This is a genomic window from Cellulomonas sp. GTC20042 (assembly GCF_055389595.1).
This window is the reverse complement of sequence record NZ_AP043678.1, coordinates 933,608-946,420: the sequence shown is the minus strand read 5'-3', so window position 1 is coordinate 946,420 and position 12,813 is coordinate 933,608. Positions and strand designations below refer to the sequence as shown.

At 75.2% G+C, this 12,813-nt stretch carries 14 protein-coding genes; 7 read left to right on the top strand and 7 right to left on the bottom strand.

Annotated features, from left to right (window positions below):
• The first annotated feature begins 39 nt into the window (after positions 1 to 39).
• Together ACZ5HG_RS04455 and ACZ5HG_RS04450 are read left to right on the top strand one after the other, a co-directional pair.
• The gene (locus ACZ5HG_RS04455) at positions 40 to 285 is read left to right on the top strand and encodes an RNA polymerase subunit sigma-70 (RefSeq protein ID WP_464180646.1); all 246 of its coding nucleotides are present in this window, start codon (positions 40 to 42) and stop codon (positions 283 to 285) included.
• Between the two features lie 11 nt (positions 286 to 296).
• Positions 297 to 869, top strand: coding sequence for a Clp protease N-terminal domain-containing protein (locus ACZ5HG_RS04450; protein WP_464180644.1), 573 nt, complete (start codon positions 297 to 299; stop codon positions 867 to 869).
• Between the two features lie 24 nt (positions 870 to 893).
• On the opposite strand, the gene ACZ5HG_RS04445 is transcribed toward ACZ5HG_RS04450, so the two are convergent.
• The 3 genes from ACZ5HG_RS04445 to ACZ5HG_RS04435 all read right to left on the bottom strand — a co-directional run bounded on the left by ACZ5HG_RS04445 (position 894) and on the right by ACZ5HG_RS04435 (position 4,542).
• On the bottom strand, positions 894 to 1,559 hold the full coding sequence (locus ACZ5HG_RS04445) for an AIM24 family protein (RefSeq protein WP_464180642.1): 666 nt from the start codon (positions 1,557 to 1,559) through the stop codon (positions 894 to 896).
• Between the two features lie 45 nt (positions 1,560 to 1,604).
• Positions 1,605 to 4,124 (bottom strand): DNA helicase PcrA, encoded by a 2,520-nt coding sequence (gene pcrA, locus ACZ5HG_RS04440; RefSeq protein ID WP_464180641.1) that lies wholly within the window; start codon positions 4,122 to 4,124, stop codon positions 1,605 to 1,607.
• Positions 4,125 to 4,191: 67 nt separating this feature from the next.
• Positions 4,192 to 4,542 carry a hypothetical protein gene (locus ACZ5HG_RS04435; protein ID WP_464180639.1) on the bottom strand — a complete coding sequence of 117 codons (351 nt, stop codon included), beginning with the start codon at positions 4,540 to 4,542 and terminating at the stop codon, positions 4,192 to 4,194.
• 196 nt (positions 4,543 to 4,738) lie between these two features.
• Here ACZ5HG_RS04435 and ACZ5HG_RS04430 point away from each other — a divergent pair, with 196 nt between their 5' ends.
• The gene (locus ACZ5HG_RS04430; protein WP_464180637.1) at positions 4,739 to 5,296 is read left to right on the top strand and encodes a DUF4190 domain-containing protein; all 558 of its coding nucleotides are present in this window, start codon (positions 4,739 to 4,741) and stop codon (positions 5,294 to 5,296) included.
• Between the two features lie 37 nt (positions 5,297 to 5,333).
• On the opposite strand, the gene ACZ5HG_RS04425 is transcribed toward ACZ5HG_RS04430, so the two are convergent.
• Both ACZ5HG_RS04425 and ACZ5HG_RS04420 read right to left on the bottom strand, forming a co-directional pair.
• Positions 5,334 to 5,993, bottom strand: coding sequence for a LuxR C-terminal-related transcriptional regulator (locus ACZ5HG_RS04425; protein WP_464180635.1), 660 nt, complete (start codon positions 5,991 to 5,993; stop codon positions 5,334 to 5,336).
• Complete coding sequence (locus ACZ5HG_RS04420; protein WP_464180633.1) at positions 5,990 to 7,333, bottom strand: ATP-binding protein; 1,344 nt, start codon at positions 7,331 to 7,333, stop codon at positions 5,990 to 5,992. Before ACZ5HG_RS04420 ends, ACZ5HG_RS04425 begins: the two co-directional genes overlap by 4 nt.
• Before the next feature lie 136 nt (positions 7,334 to 7,469).
• On the opposite strand from ACZ5HG_RS04420, the gene ACZ5HG_RS04415 reads away from it, so the two are divergent.
• Both ACZ5HG_RS04415 and ACZ5HG_RS04410 read left to right on the top strand, forming a co-directional pair.
• On the top strand, positions 7,470 to 8,909 hold the full coding sequence (locus ACZ5HG_RS04415; RefSeq protein ID WP_464180632.1) for a PspC domain-containing protein: 1,440 nt from the start codon (positions 7,470 to 7,472) through the stop codon (positions 8,907 to 8,909).
• The gene (locus tag ACZ5HG_RS04410) at positions 8,909 to 9,616 is read left to right on the top strand and encodes a hypothetical protein (RefSeq protein ID WP_464180631.1); all 708 of its coding nucleotides are present in this window, start codon (positions 8,909 to 8,911) and stop codon (positions 9,614 to 9,616) included. Before ACZ5HG_RS04415 ends, ACZ5HG_RS04410 begins: the two co-directional genes overlap by 1 nt.
• Positions 9,617 to 9,747: 131 nt before the next feature.
• On the opposite strand, the gene ACZ5HG_RS04405 is transcribed toward ACZ5HG_RS04410, so the two are convergent.
• Together ACZ5HG_RS04405 and ACZ5HG_RS04400 are read right to left on the bottom strand one after the other, a co-directional pair.
• A complete protein-coding gene (locus ACZ5HG_RS04405) occupies positions 9,748 to 10,230 on the bottom strand; it encodes an aromatic ring-opening dioxygenase LigA (RefSeq protein ID WP_464180630.1) in 483 nt (160 codons plus the stop codon).
• Between the two features lie 380 nt (positions 10,231 to 10,610).
• Positions 10,611 to 11,147 carry a shikimate kinase gene (locus tag ACZ5HG_RS04400; protein ID WP_464182097.1) on the bottom strand — a complete coding sequence of 179 codons (537 nt, stop codon included), beginning with the start codon at positions 11,145 to 11,147 and terminating at the stop codon, positions 10,611 to 10,613.
• Positions 11,148 to 11,388: 241 nt separating this feature from the next.
• Between ACZ5HG_RS04400 and aroD the strand changes: the two genes are divergently transcribed.
• On the top strand, positions 11,389 to 12,147 hold the full coding sequence (gene aroD, locus ACZ5HG_RS04395; protein ID WP_464180628.1) for a type I 3-dehydroquinate dehydratase: 759 nt from the start codon (positions 11,389 to 11,391) through the stop codon (positions 12,145 to 12,147).
• Positions 12,148 to 12,234: 87 nt separating this feature from the next.
• Positions 12,235 to 12,750, top strand: coding sequence for a hypothetical protein (locus ACZ5HG_RS04390; RefSeq protein ID WP_464180626.1), 516 nt, complete (start codon positions 12,235 to 12,237; stop codon positions 12,748 to 12,750).
• The last annotated feature ends 63 nt before the right edge of the window (positions 12,751 to 12,813 follow it).

The following is a 12,813-nucleotide window of genomic DNA, read 5'->3' as shown; positions in this document are numbered from 1 at the left end:
CCGTTGACAATCGCAGCCGCGTCAATCTACGTTGACGACATGGACGACTCCCCCGCCACCGCGCCCGCCGCGCCCGACGCCGGCAGCACGCTCGCCGCCGCCGCCGGGCAAGACCCCGCGCTCGGCCTGCGCGCCGTCCGCGCCCTGCGCGTGCTCGCCGACCGGCTGGAGACGCTCCAGGTCGACCGCGCCCGCACCCTCGGCTGGTCGTGGCAGGACATCGCCGACGCCCTCGGCGTCAGCCGCCAGGCCGTCCACCAGAAGCACCGCCGCCGCACCCCCTGAAGGAGACCGCCATGTTCGAGAGGTTCACCACCGGCGCCCGGCAGACCGTCGTCGAGGCGCAGCAGGTCGTCCGCGACCTCGGCGACCGGCAGATCGGCGCCGCGCACCTGGTCGTCGCGCTGGCCTCCGCCGACGACCCGGCCGCCCGCGTCCTCGCCGCCCACGGCGCCGACCGCCGCACCTTGCTCGACCGGTTCGACGCTCCCGACGCCGCCGACGACCTGGACGCGGCGGCGCTCGCCTCCCTCGGCATCGACCTGGACGCCGTCCGGCGCAGCGCCGACGCGACCTTCGGCGCGGGCGCGCTGGATGCCACCGGCGCGGCCGGCGCGGGGCGGCGCGGCCCTGCCGGACGTCCGCCCCGGCACGTGCCCTTCACCGCCGAGGCCAAGAAGACCCTGGAGGTCGCGCTGCGCGAGGCCGTTCGGCTCGGCCACCAGCGGATCGAGGCCGGCCACGTGCTGCTCGCGGTGCTCCGGCTGCGCGACAGCGCCGGGCACGCGCTGCTGCTGCGCTGCGGGGTCGACCCGGCGGCACTCACCGCCGAGGTCGAGCGGGACCTCGCGGAGCGCGCCGCCGCCTGACCGCGCTCCCGACCGCGCCGCCCGTCAGGCCGAGGCGATCGGGTACCCCTCGGAGGGCTGCACGACGACGAAGCCCGGCCCGTGGAACGCGTACTGGAACGCCTCGCCCGAGCCGCCGCGCAGCATCGACTTCATGTTCATGCTCGACACGACGCCCGGCGTGAGGTTCGCCGACCAGCACACCGCGGCGTTGGGGTCGACGTAGGTGGGCTGCTGCGAGCAGTCCAGGATCATCGGGGCGCCGTGCGAGGTCAGCGCGACCACGCCCTGCCCCTGGATCAGGGTGTTGAACAGGCCGCCGGTCATGATCCCGGCACCCTTGGTGCGGTGCACGTCCCAGTGCAGCGTGGAGTCGAAGGCCAGCAGCGAGGCGCCGCCGACGCTGATCCCGTCGCCCTCGAGCTGGAGCAGGAAGACGTTCTCGGCGCTGCGGGCGAAGAACACCTCGCCCTGACCGGCCACCCGCATCAGCGGCTGGTCGTCGGCGCTGACCATCCGCTTGGCGAGCCGGGCCAGCGAGCCGGCGGACTCGTGGGTGAACGTGACGGCGCCCTGGTAGGCGACCATCGCTCCCTTCGCGCAGAGCACGTCGGGGCCGAGGGTGACCTTGAGCATCTTGCTGCTCTGCAGGGCGAACCGCTCGCCGGTCTGGATCTCGGCGTGGGCCTGGTCGAAGAGAGGGCTGCGCATGCCTGCCATCGTGCCAGGTCAGCGACCAGGGGACCCGTCGACCGGCTACAGCTTGGTGACCGGCGAGAACCGCAGCAGCAGCCGCTTGGTGCCCTCGGTGCCGAAGTCGACCTTGGCGACCGCGTTGTGGCCGCCGCCCTCGACGGCGACCACGGTGCCCAGCCCGTAGGCGTCGTGGGTGACCCGGTCGCCGACGGCGAGCGTCGGGATCGCCGCGTCCGGACGCGGGGTGGCCGAGCCGAAGGACGCCGTGCTGGTCGAGGGCGAGGACGTGCGCGCCGGCCGCTCGGTGCGGGAGCCGCCGCCGGAACGCCAGCCACCACCCCCCGAGCCCGAGCCGTAGCCGCCGGACCGTCCGCCGAGGAACCCGCCCGGGCCGCGCAGGCGGTCGGTGCTGGACTCGCGGCGCCGCCAGTCGAGCAGGTCCTCCGGCAGGTCGTCGAGGAACCGGCTGGGCGGGAACTCGTTCGGCACGCCCCACGCGGTGCGGACGGCGGCGCGCGAGATGTACAGCCGCTCGCGCGCACGGGTCAGGCCGACGTAGGCGAGCCGCCGCTCCTCGGCGAGCTGGTCGGTGTCGGCCAGCGAGCGCATGTGCGGGAAGGTGCCGTCCTCCATGCCGGTGAGGAACACCACCGGGAACTCCAGGCCCTTGGCGGTGTGCAGGGTCATCAGGGTGATGACGCCCTGGTCCACCGCGGGTCCGTCGCCGTCGCCGCCGTCGTCGCTGGGGATCTGGTCGGAGTCCGCCACCAGCGACACCCGCTCCAGGAAGTCGGCCAGGTCGCCCTCGGGCTCGGACTGCTCGAACTCGCTGGCGACGGCGTGCAGCTCGGCGAGGTTCTCCACGCGGGTCTGGTCCTGCGGGTCCTCCGAGGCGCGCAGCTCGGCCAGGTAGCCGCTGCGGTCGAGCACCGCACCGAGCAGCTCGGCGGGGCCGGCGCCGCGGTCCACCAGGTCGCGCAGGTCGGACATCATCAGGGCGAAGGAGCGCAGCCCGGTGATCGCGCGGGTGCCGAGCCCGGGCACCTCGTCCAGCCGGTCCAGGGCCGCGCCGAAGGAGATCCGCTCGCGCTCGGCGAAGCCCGCGACCATCGCCTCCGACCGGTCGCCGAGCCCGCGCTTGGGCACGTTGAGGATCCGGCGCAGGTTCACGTCGTCGTCCGGGTTCGCGACCGCGCGCAGGTAGGCGACGGCGTCCTTGATCTCGCGCCGCTCGTAGAACCGGGTGCCGCCGACCACCTTGTAGGGCAGGCCGACGCGGATCAGCACCTCCTCCAGCGCCCGGGACTGGGCGTTGGCGCGGTAGAAGATCGCGACGTCGCCGGGGCGCACGCCGTCGGAGTCGCCGAGCCGGTCGATCTCCTCGGCGACGAACCGGGCCTCCTCGTGCTCGTCGTCCGCCACGTAGGCGACGATCTGCGCACCCGCGCCGGAGTCGGTCCACAGCCGCTTGGCCTGACGCCCGGGGTTCCGGCTGATCACGGCGTTGGCGGCCGACAGGATCGTCTGGGTCGAGCGGTAGTTCTGCTCGAGCAGGATCGTCGTGGCGTCCGGGTAGTCGGCCTCGAACTCCATGATGTTGCGGATGCTGGCGCCGCGGAACGCGTAGATCGACTGGTCCGCGTCACCGACGACGGTCAGCTCGCCACGCGGCACCGCGCCGTCCGCGTCCTGCGCCGGTCCGCCCACGCCCGCCAGCTCACGCACCAGCACGTACTGCGCGTGGTTGGTGTCCTGGTACTCGTCGACCAGCACGTGCCGGAACCGGCGCCGGTAGTGCTCGGCGACGGCCGGGAACGCCTGGAGCAGGTGCACCGTGGTCATGATCAGGTCGTCGAAGTCGAGGGCGTTCGCCTGCCGCAGCCGCTGCTGGTAGCGGGTGTAGACCTGCGCGAGCGCCTGGTCGAAGTCGTTGCCGGCGGAGCCGCCGTCGGTCGCCGCGAAGGCGTCCGGGTCGACCAGCTCGTCCTTGAGGTTCGAGATCTTGGAGGCCAGCGCCTTCGCCGGGTACTTCTTCGGGTCGAGGTCGAGCTCGCGGGCGACCAGGGTGAGCAGCCGCTGGGAGTCGGCGGCGTCGTAGATCGAGAACGACTGCCGCATGCCGAGGGTCGCGGCCTCGCGCCGCAGGATCCGCACGCAGGCGGAGTGGAAGGTCGACACCCACATCGCCCGGGCGGACGGCCCGACCAGGTCGGCGACGCGCTCGCGCATCTCGGCGGCGGCCTTGTTGGTGAAGGTGATCGCGAGGATCTCCCCCGCCCGCGCGCGCCGGGTCGCCAGCAGGTGCGCGATGCGGTGGGTGAGCACGCGGGTCTTGCCCGAGCCGGCGCCCGCGACGATGAGCAGCGGGCCGCCGTGGTGCAGGACGGCCTCCCGCTGCTGCGGGTTGAGCCCGTCGAGCAGCGCGTCCGCGGCGGCCGAGGAGATCTCGGGCGCCGCCTCGGGCACGTCGTCACGCGCGACCCCGCGGCGCGGCGCGGCGTCGCCCCGGGGCGGGACGGCCGCCGGCAGGCGGGCGAGGTCGAGTCCGGGCAGCGGGAGGTTCTCGAAGAGCGACGTCATGGCGGGGAACAGCCTAGGCGCCCGCACCGACATCCTCGTCGGCGACCGGTGGTGCCGTCCGGCCGGCTCAGCGCCAGAGCACGGCGACGACGACGTTGACCAGCACCAGGCCGACCGTCGCGCCGACCAGGCCCCGGGTCGCACGCTCCGGGCGACGGGTGCCGATCCACACCAGCACGGTGACCGCGAGCGCCACCAGCAGCTTCACCGCCATCTTCGCGTTGTCCGGCGGGTGCAGGTCACCGACCTCGGCGGACCGCAGGCCGACCATCACCACCCCGGTGACCAGCGCCGTCAGCGCACCGTGCAGCGCACCCTTCGGCATCGCGGGCTGGCGCAGGGTGACCAGGCAGCCGCCCAGCACGATCGCCCAGCCGACCAGGTGCAGGACGACCAGCAGGCCGTACACGGTGCTCATGACGGGGACCTCCAGGGGGCTCGGACGGGCACGCGACCGCACGGCGGGAACCGCACGCCGGGGCGAGCCGGCGTGCGCCCGCACGGGCACGAGGTGCCCAGCACACCACGAGATCGAGGGCGACGCGTCCCCGGTCCGTGGCACGATGCCGCAGGTGACCGCCGGTCACACCCGCAGCGACCGAGACGAGGAGCCCATGTCCACGCCCTACCCCCCGACCGGCCCGGAGAACCCTGACCCGACGGGCGGCCAGGCGCCGGCTCCCGGAGCGGACCCGTACCCGGCCCCGCCGACGCCCCCGGCCCCGCCCGTCTACGGCGGCGCCCCGCAGCAGCCGGCCGCCGGCGAGCCCACGGCCTACCCCGGCACCGCGTACCCCGGCGTCGGCCCGGCCTACCCGGGCGCCGCACCCGCGTACCCCGGCGGCGACCCGGCCTACGGCGTGCCCGACGCCGGCGAGAAGAAGGCGGCCTCCACCCGCACGCTGTCGATCGTCGCGCTGGTGACCGCGATCATCCCGTGCACCTCGCTGATCGGCCTGGTGCTCGGCATCGTCGGGCTGGTGCGCGGGCGCGGCCTGGCCCGTGCGGGCAAGGGCCTGTCGATCGCCGCGGTGATCGTCGGGGCGCTGTGGCTGGTCATCTCGATCGGGATCGTCGCCCTGTTCGGGAACATCTGGCAGACCTGCTCGGACCTCGGCCCCGGCGAGCACTACGTCGACGGCGTCACCTACACCTGCGGCGACAACTTCTGAGCCGCACGCACCACGCCCGCGGTGGCGGCGCCCCGGCTCAGAGCAGCCGGCGCGCCGCCGCCCAGCGGGTCAGCTCGTGCCGCGAGGACAGCTGGAGCTTGCGCAGCACCGCGGACACGTGGGTCTCGACGGTCTTGATCGAGATGAACAGCTCCGAGGCGACCTCGCGGTAGGAGTACCCGCGCGCGATCAGCCGCATCACCTCGCGCTCGCGCGCCGACAGCCGGTCCAGCTCGTCGTCACCGGTGGCGACGTCACCGGCCGCCGCGCCGAAGGCGTCCAGCACGAACCCGGCCAGCCGGGGCGAGAACACCGCGTCCCCGCCGGCGACCCGCAGCACCGCGTCGCACAGGTCCGGCCCGGAGATCGCCTTGGTCACGTAGCCGCGCGCACCGGCACGGATCACCGCGACCACGTCCTCCGCGGCGTCGGACACCGACAGCGCGAGGAACCGGGTCTCGCCCAGCAGATCGGTGCAGGAGCGGATCACCTCCGCGCCGCCACCGCCGTCGCCGCCGGGCAGGTGCACGTCGAGCAGCACCACCGGGGGCCGCGTCGCCCGCACCACCTGCACCGCCTCGTCCACCGTCGACGCCTCGCCGACCACGTGCACCCGGCCGTCCAGGGAGGCGCGCACGCCCGCCCGGAACATCAGGTGGTCGTCGACCAGCACCACGTCGACCGCCTGCTCGCTCATGCCTGCCTCGTCCTCTCGTCGTCCGTGCCCGCGCCCGTCGCCTGCGGCCCCGGCACCGTCCACGCCTCGCCGCCGGCCGTCTGCCCGACGTCGGGGGCCAGCGGCAGCTGCAGCCGCACCTCGGTGCCGCCGCCGTCCTTGCACACCACCTGCGCGCGACCGCCGCGGCGGCGCACCCGTCCCAGGATGGACTCCCGCACGCCGAACCGGTCGGAGGGCACCGCGTCGGGGTCGAAGCCGTCGCCGCGGTCGCGCACGAACACCTCGATCTCCGTCGGCCCGACCTCCAGGTAGAGCGACACCGGGGGCCGTCCGTGCCGGACCGCGTTCAGCAGCGCCTCGCGGGTGGCCTGGAGCAGCGCGTCGGTGGCGGAGTCCGGCTCGCAGTCGCCGACGACGACCGTCTCGATCGTCACCGCCTCGCCGTCCGGCCCGGTGCGGGTGTCCTCGATCTCGGCGACGATCGCCGCCAGCGCCGCGGCGACCGAGGTGCCGGGGGCGGGGCGGTCGTCGTAGAGCCAGGCGCGCAGCTCGCGCTCCTGCGCACGGGCCATCCGGGCGACCTCGGTGGGGTCGTCGGCGCGCGAGCGGATCAGCGCGAGGGTCTGGAGCACCGAGTCGTGCAGGTGCGCGGCGATGTCGGCCCGCTCGGACTCGCGGGCACGCGCCGTCCGCTCGTCGCCGAGCTCGCGGATCAGCCGCAGCCACCACGGCGCGAGCACCAGGGCGACACCGGCCAGCACCGCCACGGCGGCGACGGTCGAGCGGATCAGGGTGGCGGGATCGGCCTCCTGACCGACCAGCAGCAGCACGCCGACCCCCGCGATCACCAGGCCCCCGAGCAGCCGGAGCAGGCTCACCGGGCGCCGGGTGGCACCCGCCTTGCGCTCGCGCTGCATCGCGTCGAGCTGGCTCCATGCCAGCGCCGTGCCGGCCACCAGCAGCAGCACCGGGACCATCCAGGACCCGCCGATCCGGGTGCCGGACCGGGTCAGCGCGAGCGCCACGGCCCCGGCGACCAGCGCCAGACCGATCGCGATCTCGGTCCACGGCATGCGGCGCAGCCGGTCGACCACCTCGGACTGCTGCGGGCGGGCGATCCGGGACAGCGCGGCGGGGCGGGCGGCCTCGGCGACCGCGCGGGCGTCCCCCTCCGGCACCGTCACCCACAGGAACACGTAGAGCAGCACCCCGGCGCCGCCCAGCGGCGTGAGCAGCACGAACAGGAGCCGGACCAGACGCACCGACAGCCCGAGGTGCAGCGCGACACCGGCAGCGACGCCGCCGACGCGGCGACCACTCTCCGGGCGGCGCAGCGGCAGGCGCGTCGGGGAGTCCATGCCCTGATCGTCACACGTCCACCCACCCCCGGGCAGCCACCCGGGGCCAGGATCAGGGTCGCGCCCGGACCTTTCAGGGGTGTCTCAGGGGGGTGCCGGATGTCGTCAGGGTGGTGCGGGCCGCCAGGATCGACCTATGAGCGACGACCGCACCGGCTACGGGCCGGTCCCCCCGGGCCCGCAGGGCCAGCCGACCCCGCCGCCCCAGCCCGGGCAGCAGGGCATCGACGGCTTCTTCGCCGCCGTCCGCCGCATCGGCGTCGTGCGCACCTCCGACCGCTGGCTCGGCGGCGTGGCCGGCGGCCTGGCGCGCCGGTTCGGCGTGGACCCGCTGCTGGTCCGCGGCGTGGTCGGCGTGACCATGCTGATGGGCTTCGGCTTCGTGCTCTACGGCGTCGCCTGGGCGCTGCTGCCCGAGGAGTCCGACGGGCGCATCCACCTGGAGGAGACCATCCGCGGCCGGTTCGACATCGCGCTGCTCGGCGCGATCGGCATGGTCGTGCTCGGCGCCGGCGCCGGCGACTGGTGGTTCGGCTGGGGTCCGTTCGACTCCGGCTGGTTCCCGGCCGTCGCGTGGACCGCCGCCGTGGTGGCCGTGGTCGCGATCATCGCCAGCAACCGTCGTGGGGACGGTGCGCCGCGCCCCCCGCAGCAGCCCTGGACACCCCCGTCGGAAGGACGGTCCACCATGCCCGCCACCGGACAGTCGACGCAGCCCGCCGCCGGCGCACCCGTGCCCCCGGTGCACGCCGCCGTGCCGCCGCAGCCCGCCCCGGCGCCCGCCCCCGTCTTCGGCGGCGCACCGGCCGCCCCCTACGGCAGCGCGCCCGGCGCCGGGTACGGCGCCCCGACGCCCCCGCCGCCCGGTCGCGGCTGGACCCCGCAGCCGCCGGTCCCCCCGAAGCCGCCCAAGCCCCCGAAGCCGATCGTGCGCGGCCCCGGCGCGGCCGTCACCGGCGTGGTCGTCGCGCTGGTCCTGCTCGGCCTGGCCGGGCTGATGATCGCGGAGCGCACCGGTCACTACGACGGCCCGATCGCCGCGGTGGTGCTCGGTGGCGGCGTGGTGCTGGTCGGCCTGGCGATCATCGTCTCCGGCCTGCGTGGCCGCTCCGCCGGCGGTCTGACCGCCCTCGCGATCATCGGCACGATCGCCGCCCTGCCCGCCGCGGCCACCGCCGGCGGCGACTGGTGGGACAACGCCGACCGGCGCGCGTTCTCGGACGAGGAGCTCGTGGTCGACAGCCGTGCGGCCGCCGAGGCCGGTTACTCCTTCGGCATCGGCGACGCCACGATCGACCTGACGCAGGTCCCGCTCACCGGCGACACCCTGGTCGTGCCGATCAGCGGCGGCCTGGGCGACATCACCGTGATCGTGCCGGACGACATCGCCGTGAGCGCGGACGTGTCCATGGGCGGCGGCGACGTGAAGTGGGAGGTCGACGACCGTCACCGCTCGGTCGGCGGCTTCGGCCACGAGCGCACCTTCACCAGCGACGAGATGCGGGACGGGCGGGACGCGCAGATCGCGCTGAACGTCGACCTCGGCCTCGGCTCCATCACCATCGAGGAGGACTGATGACCACCACCGGCCCCAGCACCCCGCAGCAGCCCGACGACGCGACGCCCACCGAGCAGGAGGTCGAGGCCGCGGCCGAGCAGGACATCGCGGCGGAGATCGAGCACGAGCTCGCCGAGCCCGACACCGAGCCCGAGCCCGACCGCACCGAGCGGATCGCGACCGTGCCGGACGCGCCGACCGAGCGGATCGCCACCGCGCAGGACCCCGAGACGGCCGTGATCCCGCAGGAGCCGGCGACCGCGGTGCTCCCCCGCACCGAGGACGAGCCTGCCGTTGCCCCGGCCGACGACGCGCCACGCTCGTCCGGTGCCGAGGTCCCGGTCGACCCGTACCCCGCCCCGGCCACGCCGCCGACCGCGCAGCAGCCGGTCAGCCCGCAGCCGGTCGCGCCGCAGCCGGCGGCCGCGTCGTGGAGCGCCGGTCCGACCGGCCCCGCAGCGTCCACGTGGACGGCACCGCAGCCCGTCCAGCCCGCCCCCGAGGCGCCGGTGTCCCGCGAGCCGCGCACGGGCACGGTGGTGTGGGGCCTGGTGGTCGCGGTGTGCGGCGTCGGCATCCTCGCCATGGCCGCCGGCGCCCGGATCGACGTGCAGCTCGCGTTCATCATCCTGCTCGCCGGGGCCGGCGCGGCGCTGCTGCTCGGCTCCGTGATCAGCGCGGCACGCCGCCGGGGCCACGGCCCCGCGGGTCGTCAGGGGCGCTGAGAGACGCACGGACGCCGCCGACCGGAGGGATCGGCGGCGTCACGGCGGCCCGGCGTCGTGGAGGGACGACGCGGGCCGGACGCGACGACGGGCCGGGACCTGTGCGGTCCCGGCCCGTCGGGCGTGCGATGTCAGGCCTTGAGGCCCGGCTCCGTCACCGGGGCGACCGGCTCGACGGTGGTCTTGCGGCCGGCCAGCGCGAACAGCGCGTAGCCGACGAGGATGAACATGACGCCCAGGCCGATCACCAGGGCGGCGACGCCGAAGGCCACGACCGAGGTGAACAGCGAGCCACGCAGGAACGAGGCGTTCATCGCGGTCTCGCGCAGCGGGTCGTCCTTCTCGAGCTCGGCGTAGGTCTTGCCGCCGGTCGCCTCGAGGGCGTGGTGCTCGATGATGTCGGCCTGCGCGAACGCGGTCCACGGAGAGTTGACCTTGGAGCCGCCGAAGTTCGCCGCGTCCTCGGAGACGGTGATCTTCTGCTCGTCCAGCTTGCTGCCGACCATGCCGTAGGTCACGCCACCCGCGATGATGAGGATGACGCCGGCGATGGCGGAGATGATGCCGATGACGCGAGCAGCCTTCGAGCCGCCCGTCGCTGCCACGGTAGACATGTGGTGGTTCCCTTCCCGATACCCCCGATACGGACCGCCTGTCAGCCGGCCCGGCGGGACCTGTGAGCCCCACGGGTAAGAGCCTGGGCCATCCGGCGCGCCTGGCGTGGGACGTTGGTCATGCGCGCGCCCCGGATGCCGCTCGTGAAGCGGCGCACAAACCCCGAGATTCTCGAAAACAGGTCGTTGGTCCCAGACGGCTGTCCGGACAACCTTAGGACTTTGGTCCCAAACTCGGCCAGGTCTCGGCGCGGATCGCGGGACCGACACCGGCCTCTGCGGGTTCGACGTGGGACCGAGGGCCCGGCCGCCCGGAAGGCCCGAGAAGGCACCGCACGCACCCGGGACCGAGGGCCCGCCCGCGCGCAGCAGCTCCGGGATCAGACCTCGGACGCGTCCGCCGGTCGCGCCGGGGCCGCGTGCAGCCGCCGCTCGATCTCCCGGGCGACCTCGCGCGCCGACCGCCCGTCCGTCGGGGTGCGCAGCGTCGCCACCCGCTCGTACACCGCGCGCCGGGCGTGCATGATCTCCAGCCAGCGCCCGCGCGCGTCCCCGGCCAGCAGGGGGCGCGAGCCGTCCAGGCCGATCCGCGACGCGACCTGCTCCACGCTGACGTCGAGGAAGACCACCACGCCGCCGTCCGCCGCGTACGCCGCGAGCGCCGCCTGCGTCCCGGCGTGCAGCACCGCCCCGCCACCGAGCGCCAGCACCCCGTGGTGCTCGGCCAGCGCCGTCACCACCGCCTCGTGCTCCAGCCGACGGAACTCGTCCTCGCCGTGGTCGCGGAAGATCTCCGCCACGGTCGCCCCCGCCACGCGCTCGACGTCCTGGTCGGTGTCCCGCAGGCCGACAGCCCAGCGGCGACCGAGCGCACGCCCCACCGTCGTCTTCCCCGATCCCATCGGACCGCACAGCACCACCAGTGGACCGTGCCCGGGCACCCGCGGAGGACGGGGCGCGCGCCGGCCGGGCGGCGTGGGGGTGGACGGCACCGCGCGACCTCCGGGCGTCAGGATCAGGGGCGGGATGCGACCACGTGGTGCTCGGACCCGGCCCGGAGCGTACCAACTGGGCCATACTGACGGCCGTCGCCCTCGGCCCGTGGACCGGGCCCCACCGGCGGCCCCGCACTCCCCCGCAGCCCATGGAGGGTCCTCGATGACCGTCACGCCCGTGACCGTGCGCGGCACGACGCTCGGCACCGGCCGGCCCGCCGTGATCGTGCCGCTCACCGGCACCGACCGCGCGGCGCTGCTCGCCGAGGCCGCCGCCGTCGCCGCCGCGCGTCCGGACGTCGTGGAGTGGCGGGTCGACCACCTCGACGGGCGCTCGGACCCGGCCCTCGTCGCGGAGGTCGCGCACGACCTGCGGGACGCCCTGGACGACCTGCCGCTGCTGGCCACCGTCCGCACGCTCCCCGAGGGCGGGAGGGCCGACGTCACCGACGCGCAGTACCTGGACCTGCTGCGCACCCTGCTCGGCACCGGCGCGGTCGACCTGCTCGACGTGGAGATCACCCGGGAGCCCGTCACCGTGCGCACCCTGGTCGACCTCGCGCACGAGGCCGGCGTCCCCGTGGTGGCCTCCCAGCACGACTTCGACGGCACCCCCGCGCAGGACGAGCTGGTGGACCGGCTGCTCCGCATGGCCGAGGCCGACGCCGACGTGCTGAAGATCGCCGTCATGCCGCACGACGCCGGGGACGTGCTCGCCCTGCTCGGCGCCACCCGGGCTGCCTCGCTGCGCACCGACCGCCCGCTGATCACCATGGCGATGGGCCCGATCGGCGTCGCGTCGCGGGTCGCGGGCGGGGTGTTCGGCTCCGCGGCCACCTTCGGCACGGTGGGCCGGGCGTCGGCCCCGGGACAGGTGGCGATCGAGCCCCTGCGCGCCGCGCTGGCCCTGCTGCACCCCTGAGCAAACCTCCTCTCGGGCGTTCGGAGCCCTGCCGCACGTGCTACCCCTACAGGGCAGGCACGACCCGGCCCCGAGGAGAGGACCCCCATGCGACCCGAGACGACGCCCGAGGCAAGGACGACCCTCGGGTTCGCGGCGACCGCGCTGCCGCTGATGCTGCTCCTCGGGTGCACCGCCTCCGACGGAGACCCCGAACCGACCGCGGACGACTCCGCGAACGTCGCCCTGGTGCGCGAGTACGTGCAGGCGGTCGGCGGCGGCGACGCCGAGCGGGTGGCCGCGCTGGCGGTCTACCCCGCGCCGCCGGACCTGGACCTGGTCGACGCCCGAGATCTGCCCGCCGCCTGCGTCGACGCCGAGATCGACACCCTCACCGCCGCGGGCGTCACCGCGGACTCGTCGGTCGAGCTGTCCTGGGTGGGCGGTAGCGACGACGTGGCCGAGGGCAGCGACGAGGTCGTCCCCCACTCCATCACGCTCGCCCTGATCGGCCTGCCGGACGGCGACCAGGTCGGCCGCGGGATCATGTCGTTCGACGGCACGGACAGGGTGCAGATCGAGCCCTCGGACGCGTGCGACGCCGCGCTCGCGAGCGCTCCCTGAGACGACGCCCGGACACACCACGGCCCGGCCCCCACGCAGGGGACCGGGCCGTGGCACGTCAGG